We start from the raw sequence: 18,727 nt of genomic DNA on the forward strand, positions 1-18,727 counted from the left end.
AACATCAAATATTTCTGTACGCCGTGGTTTAGAAGAAGTTGGATTTACAGATGTAACAGTTGTAAAAGAGCAAGAGTTACCAGATCCGAACTTCTCTACAGTAAAATCACCAAACCCAGAAGAGCATGCAGCATTTGAATATGCAATTCGTGAAGGTGAGAAGGTAGGCGCAGATGTGTTAATCGCAACGGATCCTGACGCAGACCGCCTTGGTGTAGCAGTTCGTAATCACGATGGTGAGTTCCAAGTATTAACTGGTAACCAAACAGGTGCATTAATGCTTGATTACTTATTATCTCAAAAGAAAGAAAACGGAACGCTACCAGAGAACGGTGTTGTATTAAAAACAATCGTAACGTCTGAAATTGGTCGTACAATCGCGAAAGCATACGGTTTAGATACAGTTGATACGTTAACTGGATTTAAATTTATCGGTGAGAAAATTAAACAGTATGAAGAAAGCGGACAATACGAATTCCAATTCGGTTATGAGGAAAGCTATGGTTATTTAATCCGTCCATTCTGCCGTGATAAAGATGCGGTACAATCTGTTCTATTTGCATGTGAAGTAGCTGCGTACTACAAATCACAAGGTAAAACGTTATACGATGGTCTATTAGAAGTGTTTGAGAAGTACGGTTTCTTCCGTGAAGATCTTGTATCGTTAACGCTAAAAGGAAAAGATGGAGCGGAACAAATTCAAGAAATGATGGCAACATTCCGTGAAAATCCTCCGAAAGAAGTAGCGGGCTTAACAGTTGTAGCAGTTGAAGACTATAAAGCGAGCATGATTACATCTTTACAAGATGGACATAAAGAAGAGATTCACTTGCCGAAATCAAATGTGATAAAATATCAATTAGAAGATGGTTCTTGGTTCTGCCTACGTCCATCTGGAACTGAACCGAAGATTAAGTTCTACTTCGGTGTTCAAGATAATTCTTTACAAAATAGTGAACAAAAGTTACTTATTATTAAAGAAGATGTTATGAATCGTTTATAATAAATTTTAGAAGAGTTCGATTATGTTATCGAACTCTTTTTTATGAACAAATTCCAAACAATAAAATCCCCTAATTCAGAAATCCACTAATATGTTATGATAAATGCACTAAGTTAGTAACATATTGGGTGCAAAGGATAGAAGAAACAGGTGAAGCAGATGAATAAAAGGCAACAGGAAATTTTACAAGTTTTATTATCTGAGTCTAATGAGTATTTGTTAGTGCAGGAGCTTGCTGATAGGATTGGTTGTTCAGAGAAGACGATTCGTAATGACTTTAAGATCATTGAGGAATATGTAGAGAAGTATTCAGAGGCAGTTCTTATTCGGAGACCGGGTTTAGGTGTTTGTTTAGAAATTACGGATTATGATAAGTCGAGTTTGTTCAATAAACTGTATGCTGTAAAACAGGATATAGGCTATGCATCAGATGAGGAGAGAGTGTTGCAAATTGCGTATAGCTTGTTGATGAATGTTAAACCAGTTACAGTGCAGGAGCTTGCTGAGCAGTATTTTGTTAATAGAGCTACGGTTAAGAAAGATTTAGATAGAATTGAGACGTGGCTTGAGGAACTAGGGTTAGATTTGGTTGTAAAGCAAAGGATAGGATTAACGGTAGAGAGCGATGAGAGAAGTAAGAGGAAGGCATTAGCTAAACTATCAGATTTAATTCATAATCGTGAATTAATGAATCAATTTATTAAAAAGCAATTTTTGTATCATGAAATTGAATTTATAATGACGGAATTGAAAGCGTTACAAAAAAGGTATGATATATTTTTTACAGATGATACGTTAGAAAATCTTTTATTACATACGTTAATCATGGTGCGGAGGATGAAGTTAAAACAACCAATTTCGATGTCTAATGATGATTTAAAGATTGTGCGAGAGACGAAAGAGTATGGTTGGACATTAGATTTTTTAACAAGATTAGAGTTTGTATTTACGGTTCATTTCACTGAAGAAGAGATAGCTTATTTAGCCATTCATATTTTAGGCGGGAAATTTCGTTATCAAGATGAATGGGAAAGAAATAAGTTAAATGTGAGTAATCCTGTGCTTTCACAAGTTGTATCGCATTTAATAGGTCGTATATCTAAATTGAATGAAATCGATTTCGGGGAGGATCCATTTTTACTAGAGGGATTACAGATGCACTTGTACACGACATTAAATCGTTTGCAATATAATCTTTCTGTTTCAAATCCGATGCTTCATGAAATTAAGCGAATGTATCCGTATATGTTTGATATGTTAATTCATGAGCTGGATGATATTAATAAATCATTAAATCTACAAATCCCTGAGGAAGAAGCAGCCTATCTTACTTTGCATTTTCAGGCGGCAATGGAGCGTTTGAGTGATAAAAAGGTATCAAAAAATGTAATTATTGTTTGTCATATGGGGATAGGGATGTCGCAATTATTACGGACGAAAATCGAAAGGAAATTCCGCTATATCCATGTGCTGGATTGTATCGCAAAGTCCTATTTAGAAGAATACTTAATGAAAAATAAAAAGGTAGAGCTTATTATTTCTACGACAGATCTTCCGCAGTTAAATATCCCTCATTTTGTTGTATCTCCTTTATTAGAGCGGAGTGAAGAAAGTAAGTTAGAGGAATTTATGAAGAAATTAGATGAACTACCGTCTAACGGCAATAAGGACTTTGTATTATTGAACTACACAACTCCTTTTTTAGTCTTTTTACAACAAGAAGTAGAACATCGCTACGAATTAATTGAAAAATTAGCGAGATCTCTTTATGAAAAGGGATATGTAGAGAAAGAATACATTGAAAATGCGATTGCTAGAGATAGAATGTCAGCAACGACAATTGGGGCAGGAGTTGCAATCCCGCATGGGAGTCCTAAGCTAATTAAACAATCCGCAATTGCAGTGGCTACGCTGAAGGAGCCTTTGGACTGGGGAGTAGAGAAAGTATCGCTCGTATTTATGTTAGCAGTTAAGAGTGATGGTAAGGAAGTTACGAAACAGTTATTTCATGAGTTGTCTTTTATAAGTGAACAACCTGTTTTTGTTCAGAAGCTTATAAAGGAAACAAATATAATGAAGTTTTTATCTTATTTAAGATATGAATAGGTAAGGCGAGAAGCCTTACTTTTTTATTTGCTCCGGTAAAATAATGTTTTTTCCGGAGGTTACGGTAAAAAAGAAAACTTTTATGAATCGAATATTGATATATATTATTTGTAGGCGCTTACATAAGGGTGAGGAGGATTAAAATGAAAGTACTAGCGATTACATCGTGTCCGAATGGGATTGCCCATACGTATATGGCTGCAGAAAACTTGCAAAAAGCAGCGGATAAATTAGGAATTCAAATGAAAGTTGAAACACAAGGAGGTATAGGTGTTGAAAATGAACTTACTGAGCAGGAGATTCGTGAAGCAGATGGCATCATTATAGCTGCAGATCGTGCCGTAAATAAAGATAGATTCATAGGTAAAAGGTTATTAGTCGTAGGAGTTAAAGATGGTATACGTAAACCAGAGGAACTGATTCAAAAAGTAGTAGATGGTAATGTTCCTGTTTATCATTCAGATGTGAAAGAGGCAGGAGATGACCCACAAGGGAAAAAGCAAAACCCTATATACCGTCATTTGATGAATGGTGTATCATTCATGGTTCCTTTCATTGTTGTAGGAGGATTATTAATTGCAATTGCATTAACACTTGGTGGTGAGAAAACTCCTGGTGGTTTAGTAATACCAGAAGGTTCTTTTTGGAAAACAATTGAGCAAATAGGTGGCGCTTCATTTGCATTTATGGTGCCAATTTTAGCTGGCTATATTGCGTACAGTATAGCTGATAAACCTGGGCTTGTTCCTGGTATGATTGGCGGATATATTGCAGCAACGGGAAGTTTTTATGGTAGTGAGAGTGGCGCAGGTTTCCTAGGCGGCATTATTGCAGGTTTCTTAGCTGGTTATGTTGCGTTAGGAATTAAAAAGTTAAAAGTGCCAAAAGCGATTCAACCAATTATGCCGATTATTATTATTCCGGTATTTACATCACTTATTGTTGGTTTAGCATTTGTATTTATTATCGGTGCTCCTGTAGCACAAGTATTTGAATCATTAACAGCTTGGTTAGCTGGTATGCAAGGGTCAAGTTCAATTCTTTTAGCATTAATCTTAGGTGCAATGATTTCATTTGATATGGGTGGTCCAGTAAATAAAGTAGCATTCTTATTTGGTTCTGCAATGATTGGAGAAGGAAATTATGAAATTATGGGACCGATTGCAGCGGCGATTTGTATTCCGCCAATTGGAATGGGACTTGCTACATTTATAGGAAAGAGAAAGTTCCAAGAGTCTGAAAAGGAAATGGGGAAAGCTTCATTTACGATGGGCTTATTCGGTATTACAGAAGGAGCTATTCCTTTTGCAGCACAGGATCCATTACGTGTTATTCCTAGTATTATGGCTGGTTCGATGACAGGTGCTGTTATTGCAATGATTGGTAACGTAGGAGGTAGAGTAGCACATGGTGGACCTATCGTTGCGGTACTAGGAGCGGTAGATAACGTATTTATGTTCTTTGTTGCTATTATTGCAGGTTCTATTGTTACAGCGGTTATTGTGAATGTATTAAAGAAAGATATTTCAAAGATTGAAGAAACACAGGAATTAAAAGAAATGAAAGAAGTGTCAGCAACTAAGGAAGTAACGGAAGCTCAAGAACAAGAAATAGAACAGAAAGCTGAAAAGATTGAAATTCAGAAGTTAACAGATATAACAAGTCTGGAGCTAATTGATGTTAATTTAGCGGGAGAGACACGTGATGATATTATTGATGAAATGATTGGGAAATTAAATGCCGTAGGTGCTTTACATTCTGATTCTGAGTTTAAGCAAGCAATTATGAGTCGTGAAGCAGAGAGTAGTACAGGCATTGGAATGAACATTGCGATTCCTCATGGGAAGTCAGATGCAGTAAAAAAACCAAGTGTTGTATTTGGAATTAAACAATCAGGGGTAGATTGGAAGAGTTTAGATGGAACGGATGCAAAATTAATATTTATGATTGCAGTTCCGAAAGAGAGTGAAGGAAATGAGCACTTGAAGATTCTTCAAATGCTTTCAAGAAAACTTATGGATGATAGTTATAGAGAGAGATTAATATCTGTCCAAACGAGAGAAGAAGCACATAAGTTATTAGATGACATCGTATAAAATGGAGGATTTTAATCATGACAGAACCGTTATTTTTTGCACCCATTTTTAAAGAAAGAATTTGGGGTGGTACGAAATTAACCTCTTTCGGATATGAAATACCATCAGAACAAACGGGAGAATGTTGGGCGTTTGCTGCGCATCAAAATGGACAAAGTGTAGTTAAAAATGGAAAGTATAAAGGCTTGTCTTTGGGACAATTGTGGAACAATCATAGAGAGTTATTTGGGAATATTGAGGGAGATCGATTCCCTCTTCTTACAAAAATTTTAGATGCAAATCGCGATTTATCTGTTCAAGTACATCCGAATGATGAATATGCACGTATAAATGAAAATGGTGAGCTAGGAAAGACTGAATGTTGGTATGTCATCGATTGCAAAGAAGGTGCTGAGATTATTTATGGACATCATGCAAAAACAAAGGATGAACTAGTAAATTTGGTTGAACAAGAAGAGTGGCACAAGCTATTACAACGTGTAAAAGTGAAACCAGGTGATTTCTTCTTTGTTCCAAGTGGGACTATTCATGCAATTGGTGAAGGTATTTTAATATTAGAAACGCAACAAAACTCTGATACTACTTATCGGTTATATGATTATAATAGAAGAGATTCAGAGGGGAAACTGCGTGAACTCCATCTGGAGAAAAGTATGGAAGTAATAGAGACACCATTTGTTTCAAAGCAACAATCTGTTCAATATGAAAAAATAGAAGATTTATATGTAAGAAAATTTAGTGAATGTCCTTATTTTTCAGTAGAAAAATGGGAATTAGATGGAGTGGTTAACTTAACGCAAAAAAATCCATTTCTTCTTTTAAGTGTAATAGATGGAGAAGGCAAGCTAATACACGGTACTGAAAGGTATCAATTGGAGCAAGGAGATCATCTCATATTACCAAGCGATTTTGGGGAATATAGAGTGGTAGGACGTGCTGAATTTATTATTGCGAGCGTATAAGAGATGAAATATAACAGGAGAGAGTATCGTCGACAAAATATGTTCGACAATACCCTCTCTTTTTTTGTATGATTTTTGCTATACTAAACTGTACTATAATACAGGATGGAAGGAGGAGAATGATGAAAATACTTGTAGTGGATGATGAATCGAGTATTCGTAATTTGATTCGGATGCAGCTTGAGATGGAAGGATATGAAGTGCTTACGGCGGCTGACGGGAGAGAAGCTTTAGAGAGATGGAATGAAGGGCCGGATGTTTTGATTTTGGATGTTATGCTTCCAGATACAGATGGGTATGAGTTGCTTCGTTTGTTCCGGGAGAAGGATCGGGATATTCCAGTTCTCATGTTAACTGCGAAGAGTCAGATGAATGATAAATTGCTTGGCTTGCAGCTTGGTGCAGATGATTATGTGACGAAGCCATTTAATTATGCGGAGCTTATTCTTCGGGTCAAGAATATGACGCGGCGCGTGAAGAAGAAGGAGGTAACGGTAAGCCATGAAGTAATCGGGGCGGGAGAGATAACGATTTGTCCTAAGGAAAGAAAAGTGCATGTGAGTGGGCAAGAGATTCAGTTAACGTACCGAGAGTTTAATTTATGTCAGTTGTTTGTTTCCAATCCGCAGCGTGTATTTATGAGAGATGAGTTACTTGAGAAAGTATGGGGATTTGAGTATATCGGAAATACGAGAGCGGTTGATATTATGGTGCAAAGACTGCGGAAGAAGTTAGGGAATAGCGGGGAATATATTAAGACAATTTATGGCGTTGGTTATAAACTGGATTGTTAAGTGGTGATGGTATGTCTTTAAAAAGAAATATGGTGTTTGGAATCGTTGGATTATTAATCCCGATATTTGTTCTTTTGTACGCAGTTGTTTATATTACGTTAGAAAAGAATATGTATCATAACGCGGCAAATTCTTTAGAAAAGTTAAGTGTAGAAGCACAAATTTATACGATGAATTATTTAGAGAAGGAAGCAGAGGTAGAGACGCTCGGTCCGAATTCACTTTTAATTGCTTCGTATTTAGCAAAGCGCATGGATGTCCGTGTACAGATGATCGGGAAGAATGGGGATGTTGTGGCGGATACGCAAAAGGGAGCGCTTCTTCATCGGAATATTGATATTGAGAGTTCTTTGAAGGGGAAGAAATCTTATGTGTTTGAAGAGGGAGACCCAGCTCCAATTCTTTTGTTTTCAAGCCCGGTTTATTATGGAAACGATGTCATTGGTAGTGTTCGTTTTATAAATGAGTTAACGGGTGAGAAGGAAGTGTTAACAAATGTTGGTTGGACGTTTTTAATGACGTCTCTTTGCCTCGTAGCTGCAGGTATTTTCTTTGCAATTCGTTTGGCGAAGTCTCTTCATAAGCCGATTGATCAGTTAAGACAAATGGCGCACCGGCTTGCGAATGGTGATTATAAAAGTAAGATTGAGCTAAATGAATATGTGGAAATTGCGCAGCTTTCAGCGTCTTTTAATGCGATGGCTGATGGGATTGAACTACATATTAAGCAATTGAAGGAAGAGAAAGAGAAGCAGAAAGATTTCTTAGACCGTATTACGCATGAGCTAAAAACACCGCTAACGGCGATTATTGGCTATGTGGATTTAATTCCGAAGTTAAAGGAGAAGGAAGATGTACAGGAGAGCTTGCGCTATGTAGCTGTAGAAAGTGAGCGTTTATTATCACTTGTAGAGGAATTACTTAAGTCTTCAAAGTACGGGACGAGTACGTTTGAAATATCACCTACAGTTGTGAATATAAAGGAATTAGCCGAAGAAGCAGTTTCAATCGTGAAACCTCGTCTGCAGAAGTTTGAGATTGAAGTTATCAATGAGTTAACAGATGTATATGTTGTTGCCGATTTCGATAAGACGAAACAGATCTTCTTAAATGTGCTAGATAATACGATAAAATATAGCGATGCTACGCAAATTCGTATGAATGTCATTGTAAATGAACGTGAGGCGAAGGTGTTTGTTCATGATGATGGCATTGGTATAGATGAAGGTGTGCTGGCAGAGTGGAATGAATCGCCAGAAGGGAAGGTACTTTCTTCTAGTTACGGGAATGGGTATGGTTTGTATATTTGTCAGGAGATTATGAATAAGCAGGGCGGAAGTATGCGGATTGAGAGTAGTGAAGAGGTTGGTACTACCATATTTATCACATTCTTGCTTCCGAGACGGATGGAAGACATAAAAAACTTGAAAGCGGTTAAATGATACATTTATGAAACAATTATGCGGTATTTTCGAAACAACGTTTTTTTATCTTGGAGGTAGGCAGAAATGAAAAGGCTATCATTTCAAATTCTTATGTTTGTCCTTTGTATAATCGTTTCTCTTATTTTGTTTTATGTGATGGAGAAGCAAATATATAATCGGATCACAATCGTGAATGACAAACAAGCTGTTTTACAAAGAGTGAATGAATCCCTGCCTACTGAAATGAAGGTTAGGCATGAAAAGTGGGGAGAAATTGTTATAACGGATGAAGTTCGTTTGCATACGATTGTTTCATTCTTTGACCGAATTCAAATCAATCCGAGTGAAGCTAAGAATCAAGAACAAGTATTTACTGGAGAAGTAACGTACTTGAATGGACAGAAGCGTACTTTTGCAGTAGGTGACTTGTTCCAGTACGGGGCTGATATGTACGGAAAGAATGGTACGGATCCAATGATTTCAGCATTGCAAACGTATTTGTTAAGCCTGTATTACACACCAGAACGTATTCATGATTTTTTTGCGTCAGCACAGGATGTCATAGTACGCCAAGGTGGTGTGGAACGTGCGGTGAATGTTACGCACATACTTGATTCGATTCGGTACGCAAAGCAAATTACAGATTACGGAGAAATTCAGAAGTTATTACAATCACAGAATGAACCGATCGCTTATATTACCGCTTATAAAACAGGTAAGCGTATAAAGAATGATCGTGAAGACATTCTTACTATTTCTGTGTATCCATCGTATTTTGTTGTGCAATATCTCGGTGATAATAATGGGAATGTCATGTATATGAAAAGCTCCCTCGCAAATGTATTTGTAAAGGAGAATGTGTCATGAGAAAGATAGCCTTTTTCTTCTTTTTGCTAGTAATTGGAGGAGCGATGTCTAGTTGCTCTCGAGATACAACCTCTATTAAATATAATAAAAGTGGTCTCCCTATTTTGAATGATCGTCATCTTGTTGCGTATGTAGCGGCTCGCGAGGAAGTTGGGGAAGCGTTGCTTTCATCATTTTGTAAACCACGCGGCTGTACGTATGAATTTATTCGTCTTTCGACAGAAGAGCTTCTTCGCAGGGTAGAAGAGGAAGCTGGAAATCCGAAAGCGGATATTATTATTGGCGGTACGGTAGACGCGCATCAAATGATGAAGCAAAAAAATCTATCTATTCCTGTTACGAGTCAGCATGCGAACCGTATTTCAAAAACTGTGAAAGATAAAGACGGTTATTGGTACGGTTATGAAGTAGAGAAGCTGGCAATTGCGATCAATAAAGAGCGGTGGAACGAAGAATTAGCACCGCTCGGACTTCCTTATCCATCAAGGTGGCAAGATTTATTAAATCCAGTATATAAGGGAAAGATTGTTATGCCAGATCCAAATGTTTCAGGAACAGCCTATACGTTTTTTCAATCACTTATTGATACTGTAGGTGAAGAGGAAGCGAAAGAATATGTTAAGAACTTTGCAGGGCAAGTTGGTGAAGTAACAGTGAATGGTTACATGCCAGTAGAGCTTGTTGCGAGTGGTGAGTATATGATAGGCATCAATTTCATGGGAGATCAGAGAATGCTTCAAAAACAAGGCTTTCCAGTTGTAAGTATCGTACCTGAGCAAACAGGGCTATCTGTTAATGCGATTTCGAAACTAAAACGTGCACCGAACGGTATTATTGCGGATTTATTTATTGATTATTGTTTATCAGAAGAAGCGGGTCACATTTTAGAAAAGGTTTCGTTTGGCGTGCCAACGATGTTTGCGAAGAACGAGAAAGAAATAGAAGGACAGCCGGTTAGAAGAACGAACCAACATATATCAAATAGCGGAATAATCGAGATCTGGAATAGACAACGTCTCTCTCAGAAGTGAGAAAAGGAGACGAAAGAATATGTTTAAATGGCTCAAGCCAGCACCTGCAATTGAAAGATTGCCTGCGGATATGATCGACCGTGTATATCGATTACTACGTATTCGTGTGTTAATCGGAATTTCAGTTGGATATGCTGCTTATTATTTAGTTCGTAGTAACTTTACGTTATCAAGTACGTATTTAGTACAAGAATATGGTTTTAGTACAGCTCAAATTGGTCTACTAGGTTCAGTAATGGCAATTGTTTATGGATTTAGTAAGTTCTTTATGGGGAATTTATCAGATAAAGCTTTCGCCCAGCGCTTTATCGCGGTCGGTTTATTTTTATCAGGGCTTGTAAATATTTGCTTCGGTTTTGCATCTTCATTTGGGATGATTGTTACATTACTTGTTGTGAACGGTATTGTACAAGGTATGGGTGCACCTCCTTGTAGTATCGTTATGACGAAATGGTTTTCAAAGAAAGAACGTGGTACGAAAACAGGTCTTTGGAATATTTCACATAACGTTGGTGGAATGCTTGTACCACCACTTGTCGGAATTGGTGTAGGTATTTTTGGTGAAAATCATTGGCAAGGCGGTGTGTTTATTTTCCCAGCGATTATCGCAATGGTAATTGCAGTTCTTGTTTGGATTAATGCGAAGGATACACCGGAATCAGAAGGTCTTCCTCCAATTGATGAGTATCGTAATGACTATGAAAATCTTGAAAAAGCAGATCATGCTAACAAGATGTCACCAAAAGAAATTTTAATGAAGTATGTAGTGAAAAATAAATTTGTATGGTTCTTATGTATTGCAAATGCATTCGTTTATTTAATTCGTTTCGGCGTTATTAACTGGGTTCCACTTTATTTAACGACAGTTAAAGGTTTCTCAAAAAATGAAGCACATGCGGCGTACGCAATCTTTGAAGGTATGGCAATTCCAAGTTCATTAATCGTTGGTCTTTTAAGTGATAAATTATTTAAAGGAAAACGTATGCCATTATGTATCATTAGTATGGTCGGAGTTGTTATTGGTACGTTTGTATATTGGCAAGCAACTAGCATACTTGTTGTAAGTATTGCAGTTTCTATTATCGGTTGTTTAATTTATGTACCACAGTTCTTAATCGGTTTAAGTGCGATGGAATTAGTACCGAAATTTGCAGTAGGTACGACAGTTGGTATGTGTGGTCTGTTCGGTTACGTAGGCGGAAGTCTTGTAGCAAACGCAGCAATCGGTGTTATTGTTGATCGTTCTGGCTGGGATGGTTGCTTCATCTTACTATTAACAGGTGCTATTTTATCAACGATCTTCTTGTTCATCGTTCAACGTGGACATGAAAGCAAAGCGCCTAAAGCGGCGTAATATTTTGTTTGAAAAGCTATCCAATTATCATTTTGGATAGCTTTTCTTATATTACTATAATCTTTCCTTAAATCTATCTTAAAAGACATAATGTCATATTTCTAATCATTGGAATTTTTGTTACAATATAAATGGATGTGTAAAACTTTGTAAAAAGAATGTAATAATATGTAATTCGTTTTCAGAAAGTTTTATACAATTTTATATTAAACTATTAAGTTATAAAAAGGAGCGAGAATATGGTACCAAATACGGTTCGTACTCCAAACAAGAAGAAGAAATGGATTATTATCGGGGTTATTGCACTAATTGTTATTGTAGCAGCAGTTAATATTTTTGTAATGCAAGGGAAGAAGAAGGGGGCATCAACATCTGCTGATGCTGTAAGTTTTGAGAAGGTAACGGAGCGTAAGCTGAATAATACGAAGTTAATTTCTGGTCAGGTGAAGCCTGGAAATATTGAAAGTTTTTATGCGGATCCGGCCAAAGGAAAAGTGAAAGATATTGAGGTAAAAGAAGGACAAGAGGTAGAGAAAGGTACGAAGTTATTCTCTTATGATAATGAAGAGATTAATCTTCAAATGAAGCAAGCTGAGCTTGATCAGAAGATGGCAGATATGCGTTATGATCAAGGGAAAAAGAAGCTTGATTCGCTGAAGAAAGAAATTAAGAAGGCGAAAGATAGCGGAGCTGGGAAAGAAGTAACAGATCCGATGGAAGAGCAAGTAAGTGAGTTAGAGATGGCGCAAAAGACAACGGATCTTGAGAAAGAAAAAGGGAAGTTGCAGAAAGAAGAGTTAAGTAAAAAGCAGAAAGAGCTTACGATTTATAGTAACTTTGCTGGTGTTGTTCAAAAGTTAGATAAAGATGCGGCACAAAGTTCATCTCAAGCGTTAGGTGGTCAAGGGAAAGCCTTCTTACAAGTGGCTTCTAAAGATCCGTTCCAAATTCAAGGGACGTTAACTGAGCTTCAAAAGTCACAAATTCAAAAAGATCAAACATTTACTGTTACTGCGAAAGCAAATAATAAGAAGAAGTGGACAGGTAAGATTACAGAAGTAAGTGAATTCCCAACGAGTGCAGAGATGGCGCAAGCTGGCGGTATGGGCGAAGCGACTCAAAATATGTCTCAATATACATATAAAGCAAGCCTTGATAGTCAAGATGGTTTATCTCCAGGTTATCACGTTTCTCTGCAAGTAAATTTAGAGAATAAGAAGATGGTTGCTGTTCCGACTAAGAGCATTGTAGAAAAAGGTGATGATGCATTTGTTTATGTTGAGGATAAAGGAAAGCTTCGTAAACAAAATGTGAAAAAAGGTTCTACTGATGGAGACTGGACAGAGATTACTGAAGGCGTAACAGTGGGGCAAAAGGTGGTTAAAAATCCTTCCGACGATGTGTATGACGGAATGGAAGTGAAAGAGAAATGATTACGTTAAACCATATTGCTAAAACGTATTATCAAGGAAAATTGGCTGTGCCGATTTTGCATGGTATTAGTTTAACGATTCAGAGCGGTGAATTTGTTTCGATTATGGGACCGTCTGGTTCTGGTAAATCAACGCTTATGAATATTATCGGTTGTTTAGATCGTCCAACAGAAGGCGAATATATGCTGAACGATGTGAATATCTTAACAGCAGACGAGTCAAAGCTTGCTTTAATTCGTAATGAATATATCGGTTTTGTGTTTCAGCACTTTAATTTGCTGCCACGTCTTTCAGCAGTCGAAAATGTTGAGCTTCCGCTCGTATATGGCGGCATAAAGAAAGCAGAGCGTCGGAAGCGTGCTTTAGAGGCGTTAGGTAAAGTTGGATTAGCAGACCGCGTGCATCATTTACCGAACGAATTGTCAGGTGGACAGAAGCAGCGTGTCGCAATTGCAAGAGCGATCGCGAATAATCCAACGTTCATTATGGCCGATGAGCCGACTGGTGCGCTTGATACGAAGTCTGGTGAGCAAGTTATGGATATTTTCACGAAGCTTAATGCAGAAGGTACAACAATTGTTATGGTTACGCATGAAGAGGAAGTAGCGGCGTATTCTTCCCGACGCATTGTACTGCGAGACGGGAAAATTACAGAAGATAGAAGGTGTGCGGTATGAGTTTACTAGATAGTATAAAAATTGCCCTCTCTTCTATTTTAGCTCATAAACTGCGTTCAGCTCTTACGATGCTCGGTATTATTATCGGCGTTGGTTCTATTATTACTGTCGTTGCAATTGGGCAAGGCGGAGAAGCGATGCTGAAGTCGAAATTCGCAGGTTCTGGCGGTAATAATCTTATGCCAATTCAATTTAAAGCAGATATTAATGATGAGTTTAATATGGGCGGGCATGAAATACCGAAGTTAACGGAAGAAGATATTCTGGAAGTAAAACAAGTGAAGGATGTATCCCACGTTATTACAACAAATCAGGGGATGGAGATACTTGATGTAAATGATAAAAAGGCAAATCTGAATGTTATTGGTCTTGATAATGAATATTTTGCAGTTAATAAAGTAAAGGTCGTAAAGGGACGTACTTTAAGTGAATCAGATATTACTCATGCAAATAACGTTATGATGATTAGCACAAAAACAGAAGAAACGTTATTTAAGGACGTAAACCCAGTTGGACAAATTATTGAGATGAAGGGGCAGCCAATGCAAATTGTTGGTGTGTATACATCTGATAATGAATTTATGGGATTTGAAATGGAAGAAGCGTTAATCCCTCTTACAGTATGGCCTGTTTTATTCGGAACAGATGATATTCAAAATATCGCAATTCAAGCTAAAAATGTAGACGATTTAGAAGCAGCCGGAAAACAAGCTGTTGATGTATTAAATAGTCGTAAGCCAAGTGAAATTCCAGGTAAATATGAACTGGTGAATTTAAAAGAATTCCAAGAAAACGTTTCTAAAGTAACTGGTATTATGACGATGATCATTGGCGGTATTGCAGGCATTTCATTAGTCGTTGGTGGTATTGGTGTTATGAATATTATGCTCGTATCTGTAACGGAGCGTACGCGCGAAATTGGAATACGTAAAGCACTTGGGGCAACGCGTAGTAAAATTTTATTACAGTTTTTAATTGAAGCAGTTATGTTAACACTTCTAGGCGGCTTAATCGGAATTGGTCTTGGATATGGCGGAGCATATATCGTTTCCACATTCGCAAAATGGCCACCTCTTGTTTCATGGGAAGTTGTCGTTGGCGGCGTATTATTCTCGATGACACTCGGTATTATTTTCGGATTAATTCCAGCAAATAAAGCTGCGAAATTAGATCCAATTGAAGCACTTCGTTATGAGTAATTACTAGTGTAGTAGAACTACACATTACCGTTCTAGTGGGCGGTTCGTAGCCTCTATGTGAGGAAGTGAACCGCCCGTTAGAACGGGTTATATAAATAGAAGGAGGCGTTATAATGGAAGCTAATATTAATACGCAAGATGTTGGTTCGAAAAAGCCATCATTATTAGGGATGATTACTTCTCCAGGTGAGCAGTTTGAGAGAATGAAGACGAAGAGTCCGGTTTGGGGAGGTTTTTTCTTATTTCTTGTAATGGGGACTATCTTTGCAACAGTAGCAGCTTACTTAGGGTTAATTAATAACCCGGATATGGCAAAGCTACTTAAAGAAGATACGACAGGGATAATGAAAGGAACTACACTTGGTATTGGAGCTTTTGGGGGGCTAATTGGAACAGCTATTGGTCTTTTCGTAGTAGCAGGATTTTATAAAGTGATTATGATGTTTATGAGCAATGATACTCCATATATGAAGATATTATCTATTTATATTTATGCTAATGTTGTTTTTTATCTTGGTAGTCTTATTAATGTAGTTTTAGGTTATATACTTGGTGGAAACGGTATTGATAAATATACAAGTTTAGGACCTTTATTTGAGCAAGGAACAATTGCATATGGCATTGGTTCTGCATTTGAAGTTTTCAACATTTGGAGCTTAATTTTAACTGGCCTAGGCTTGCATATCGTTGCTGGTTTAAGTAAAAAGCAGGCAACAATTTTAATTTGTATATTCTTTATCTTTACAGTTGGGTTTAGTATGTTAGGCGGTATGTTTTCTGGTTTTGGCGCATAACATATTATTTTGAAAAGGTGGCTCTTCCAAGAGTCACCTTTTTTATTTTTACCCATACTTCAAATACCGCCGTTGAAATTTCAAATACAACCCATTGTAATTTCAAATTTCAGCGATAGTATTTAAAATTACTCACAGTGAATTCCCTTCTTTATTTTTATATTGTGAAGGTACCGCGGAATACTAGAAAGGTATACCTTTTAGAAACGGGTACTGTGTGAAACCAGCGACTTTTAAAGAGGCAGCTTTGTTGTATGAAGGATTGATTGTAAATCAAATAAAGAGGTTAGGGATCTATCAAGATTATGAAGAGTATTATCAATGTGGGTTAATCGGTCTTTGGCATGCGTATGAAAAGTTTGATGCAGAGAAAGGGAGTTTTCCTGCATATGCAGTTGTAACGGTGCGTGGTTATATATTAGAAAGATTGAAGAAAGAGTTTGCAGTGCAAGAAAAGTGTGTATGTGTAGGAGCGTATGAGGATATCTTTCATTTTGAAGATATTGAAATGAAAGCGAAGGATTTTATGAGTGTATTAGATGAGAAGGAGAAGTATATTATTTTTGAGCGTTTTTTTGTAGGAAAGACGATGGGGGAAATCGCTTTAGAGACAGAGATGAGCTATTATCAAGTAAGGTGGATGTATCGGCGAGCACTTGAGAAAATGCGAGATAGTTTAAGAGGATAAACATGATCATAAGAATGGAAGGCAAGTGATATTGCTTTCCATTCTACTTATTCTGTTAAGGTAGTAAATGTAGTAAGAGGCTTTTAAATTGTAGTGAATCTTGCATGTTCATACGTGATAATACATATCCGGCTTTTAATAATTGTTGTTTTAACTTATGTTGACTGATATGTATAGTTGTAGTTGTACCATTTGAAAAATGAATGGTAGCTTTTTTACTTTTTTTGAAAAACTCTATGTCATCTATATGGTTATAAAATAGCCATATACAGTTTGGAGAAGAAGGAGACTCTGTTGGAAAAGCACAAATATATTCTCGATGATTAATTGGAATCGGCACATTTCGTTTGAAATGAAAGTTTGTTTGAACTGCTTTCCGTCTACCTTGATAAGTAGAGTGAACATTGGTTAGACAAGATTTCTTGATAAGTTGGAGAGCAGTTTGACAGGAGTAAAGATGGTTCCCGCTACTTTCGATAATCTTTGTCTGATAGTAAGGGTGCTTGTGTGGTTCTAACATCATTGTAGAATTAGAAATAATAATATCATTTTCGTCATTCATAAATTTAATTCCCCCTTTATAAATGATAATAATTCTCAATATAATTATATACGAATTAAGTAAATTAATTGTTAATCTTTTATTTCATATTGTAAATTTTAGCTATTCGTTTACAATCAATAGATGATAGTCTTTCTAATTTGCATCGCTTGTACATATATATGAAAATAGAAAAGAGTAGGCGGTGAGATAGTATGAAGAAAAGGTATATTATTATGGCTCTAGTTGTTGTTCTTCTAGTATATTTAGCAAATAGTAATCCGAGTAAAGGTGAATATACGGATTGGGCAGCGAAGCAGTTTATGAAACGTAATGATGTAAGTAAGAAGCTAGACGAAGTTCAAAAGGAAAATGAAGAGGGGCTCCTTGGTGATTTAGCATCGGCTGGTAAGAAGTTGGCGAAAAAATATGTTGAGCCGCAAGTTGGATTGTTAATCGATCATTATACGAAGCGAGATGATTATATATTCTTCTCAACATATAAGACGGAATTTGATATCGGCGGAGAACACTATAAATATGTATGCGTCGGTTTTTCAAAAATCTTTATTCCAATTGAAATGCCGAAGAAAAAAGACGAATCTGCAAAATGATGCAGATTCGTCTTTTTGTTTATAAGGTAATGGGAACTTCAGATACATTCCTTTCTACGAGACGGGCTCCTTTTTTTCGGGTATTTTCATTAATTGATGAAAATACAGATGAGGCAAGGATCGTATCCATTACTTGATTTACGACTTGTGCATCGACGGGCGTGATTGGCTTCTCGATAGAAAAGACAACTGTTTTTCCATCTTCTTTCGCGAAAATTAATTCTAGTACTTGCATACGTTGATTCCTCCTTTTTATTTATTTTGTAATCAGTGGGGCATCCCCACTGATTACATTTCCACCTTAAAGGGTAGAAAGATCTGATGTGCTAACAAGTTGTACAGCGTGAAGTGGTGATGCTTGTAAAGAAGCAAGAGCACGTGCTACGTTTTGTACTTGCTCTAAGTTTGCGTTTGTTTTTACGCGCTTAAATTGTTTGTTCTTAAAAACTGTTTTTCCATTCTTATCTAATCCATTGTTTAAAACGAGACGTAAAGTTAAATCCATTACGATTGTTTCGACTGCCATGTTTATCACCCCCTTTCACTATATAAATAGGATGCAAATGTCATGTTTTGGCGTGAAATTTATTCTTTTTTTTGGTACTCTTAAAAGAATAAGAGAGGGGTTTCGGAAGAATGAATCGTAAATGGTTATTTTGGATTCCTGTTTTACTATGGATGGGGCTGATTTTCTATTCCTCGGCACAACCATATAAAAAGCAGGATATGCGTTCGGATATTGAACAATATGTAAATGTGGAGTTTGTGAAAGAGCATTTTTCATGGGTATCTATCGATTACGGCGGTGGTACACCTGTTAGTATTGCAAATAAAGGTGTAGGCGGATTTATTGAGTTTTTCCTTCGTAAAGGTGCTCATTTTATGGTGTTCTTTATGCTCGGCTCATTGACGTATTACGCTTTTCATCGATCAGGTTATTCGAGAAAAAGGTGTTTTATATACGCTCTCCTTTTCGTTGCGGGATATGCAACATTTGATGAAATTCATCAATGGTTTACGGGCGATCGTACACCGATGTGGCAAGATTCATTACTGGATACGTGCGGCGGATTAACAGGTATTATAATAAGTAATTGGTTTTGGAATAGAAAAAGGAGCTAATCTCGAAAAGATTAGCTCCTTT

19 protein-coding genes are annotated in these 18,727 nt (G+C 37.0%); 16 read left to right on the plus strand and 3 right to left on the minus strand.

What is annotated here, in order from left to right; genetic code table 11:
- From MR083_RS14490 to MR083_RS14555, 14 genes are all read left to right on the plus strand, one after another.
- The coding region (locus tag MR083_RS14490; protein WP_242269491.1) for a phospho-sugar mutase at positions 1–1,003 on the plus strand (1,003 nt) is incomplete at its 5' end.
- Between the two features lie 159 nt (positions 1,004–1,162).
- The gene (locus tag MR083_RS14495; protein ID WP_242269492.1) at positions 1,163–3,109 is read left to right on the plus strand and encodes a BglG family transcription antiterminator; all 1,947 of its coding nucleotides are present in this window, start codon (positions 1,163–1,165) and stop codon (positions 3,107–3,109) included.
- A gap of 143 nt (positions 3,110–3,252) precedes the next feature.
- Complete coding sequence (locus MR083_RS14500; protein WP_242269493.1) at positions 3,253–5,205, plus strand: PTS fructose transporter subunit IIABC; 1,953 nt, start codon at positions 3,253–3,255, stop codon at positions 5,203–5,205.
- Positions 5,206–5,222: 17 nt separating this feature from the next.
- A complete protein-coding gene (gene manA / locus MR083_RS14505) occupies positions 5,223–6,167 on the plus strand; it encodes a mannose-6-phosphate isomerase, class I (RefSeq protein ID WP_242269494.1) in 945 nt (314 codons plus the stop codon).
- A gap of 122 nt (positions 6,168–6,289) precedes the next feature.
- On the plus strand, positions 6,290–6,961 hold the full coding sequence (locus MR083_RS14510) for a response regulator transcription factor (RefSeq protein ID WP_000699577.1): 672 nt from the start codon (positions 6,290–6,292) through the stop codon (positions 6,959–6,961).
- 11 nt (positions 6,962–6,972) lie between these two features.
- The gene (locus tag MR083_RS14515) at positions 6,973–8,403 is read left to right on the plus strand and encodes a HAMP domain-containing sensor histidine kinase (protein ID WP_000054051.1); all 1,431 of its coding nucleotides are present in this window, start codon (positions 6,973–6,975) and stop codon (positions 8,401–8,403) included.
- A 66-nt stretch (positions 8,404–8,469) separates the two neighbouring features.
- A complete protein-coding gene (locus MR083_RS14520) occupies positions 8,470–9,252 on the plus strand; it encodes a DUF3919 family protein (protein ID WP_000826630.1) in 783 nt (260 codons plus the stop codon).
- Positions 9,249–10,283, plus strand: coding sequence for an ABC transporter substrate-binding protein (locus MR083_RS14525; RefSeq protein WP_001225632.1), 1,035 nt, complete (start codon positions 9,249–9,251; stop codon positions 10,281–10,283). The genes MR083_RS14520 and MR083_RS14525 overlap by 4 nt, the downstream gene beginning before the upstream one ends.
- A gap of 19 nt (positions 10,284–10,302) precedes the next feature.
- Positions 10,303–11,637: an MFS transporter gene (gene pgtP / locus MR083_RS14530; RefSeq protein WP_000477605.1), complete on the plus strand. Its 1,335-nt coding sequence runs from the start codon at positions 10,303–10,305 to the stop codon at positions 11,635–11,637.
- A gap of 239 nt (positions 11,638–11,876) precedes the next feature.
- Complete coding sequence (locus tag MR083_RS14535) at positions 11,877–13,070, plus strand: efflux RND transporter periplasmic adaptor subunit (RefSeq protein WP_000249044.1); 1,194 nt, start codon at positions 11,877–11,879, stop codon at positions 13,068–13,070.
- Positions 13,067–13,747, plus strand: coding sequence for an ABC transporter ATP-binding protein (locus MR083_RS14540; RefSeq protein ID WP_000631600.1), 681 nt, complete (start codon positions 13,067–13,069; stop codon positions 13,745–13,747). Before MR083_RS14535 ends, MR083_RS14540 begins: the two co-directional genes overlap by 4 nt.
- Positions 13,744–14,946, plus strand: a complete 1,203-nt coding sequence (locus tag MR083_RS14545) for an ABC transporter permease (RefSeq protein WP_242269495.1) — start codon at positions 13,744–13,746, stop codon at positions 14,944–14,946. The genes MR083_RS14540 and MR083_RS14545 overlap by 4 nt, the downstream gene beginning before the upstream one ends.
- A gap of 113 nt (positions 14,947–15,059) precedes the next feature.
- The gene (yknW, locus tag MR083_RS14550; protein WP_000387931.1) at positions 15,060–15,740 is read left to right on the plus strand and encodes a YknW family membrane protein; all 681 of its coding nucleotides are present in this window, start codon (positions 15,060–15,062) and stop codon (positions 15,738–15,740) included.
- A 217-nt stretch (positions 15,741–15,957) separates the two neighbouring features.
- The gene (locus tag MR083_RS14555) at positions 15,958–16,428 is read left to right on the plus strand and encodes a sigma-70 family RNA polymerase sigma factor (RefSeq protein ID WP_074615067.1); all 471 of its coding nucleotides are present in this window, start codon (positions 15,958–15,960) and stop codon (positions 16,426–16,428) included.
- Positions 16,429–16,483: 55 nt separating this feature from the next.
- Here the strand turns inward: MR083_RS14555 and MR083_RS14560 are convergent, their stop codons facing one another.
- Positions 16,484–16,990 carry a competence protein ComK gene (locus tag MR083_RS14560; protein ID WP_000997440.1) on the minus strand — a complete coding sequence of 169 codons (507 nt, stop codon included), beginning with the start codon at positions 16,988–16,990 and terminating at the stop codon, positions 16,484–16,486.
- A 194-nt stretch (positions 16,991–17,184) separates the two neighbouring features.
- On the opposite strand from MR083_RS14560, the gene MR083_RS14565 reads away from it, so the two are divergent.
- On the plus strand, positions 17,185–17,583 hold the full coding sequence (locus MR083_RS14565) for a DUF4359 domain-containing protein (protein WP_000747726.1): 399 nt from the start codon (positions 17,185–17,187) through the stop codon (positions 17,581–17,583).
- A gap of 19 nt (positions 17,584–17,602) precedes the next feature.
- Here MR083_RS14565 and MR083_RS14570 read toward each other — a convergent pair whose 3' ends face one another.
- Positions 17,603–17,818, minus strand: coding sequence for a DUF2922 domain-containing protein (locus tag MR083_RS14570; RefSeq protein ID WP_001197600.1), 216 nt, complete (start codon positions 17,816–17,818; stop codon positions 17,603–17,605).
- 66 nt (positions 17,819–17,884) lie between these two features.
- The gene (locus MR083_RS14575; protein ID WP_000257707.1) at positions 17,885–18,109 is read right to left on the minus strand and encodes a DUF1659 domain-containing protein; all 225 of its coding nucleotides are present in this window, start codon (positions 18,107–18,109) and stop codon (positions 17,885–17,887) included.
- Between the two features lie 110 nt (positions 18,110–18,219).
- On the opposite strand from MR083_RS14575, the gene MR083_RS14580 reads away from it, so the two are divergent.
- Positions 18,220–18,705: a VanZ family protein gene (locus tag MR083_RS14580; RefSeq protein WP_001080717.1), complete on the plus strand. Its 486-nt coding sequence runs from the start codon at positions 18,220–18,222 to the stop codon at positions 18,703–18,705.
- Positions 18,706–18,727: the final 22 nt, after the last annotated feature.

The sequence above is a fragment of the Bacillus cereus group sp. BfR-BA-01408 genome (genome assembly GCF_022663305.1).
Taxonomy (GTDB): Bacteria; Bacillota; Bacilli; order Bacillales; family Bacillaceae_G; genus Bacillus_A; species Bacillus_A pacificus.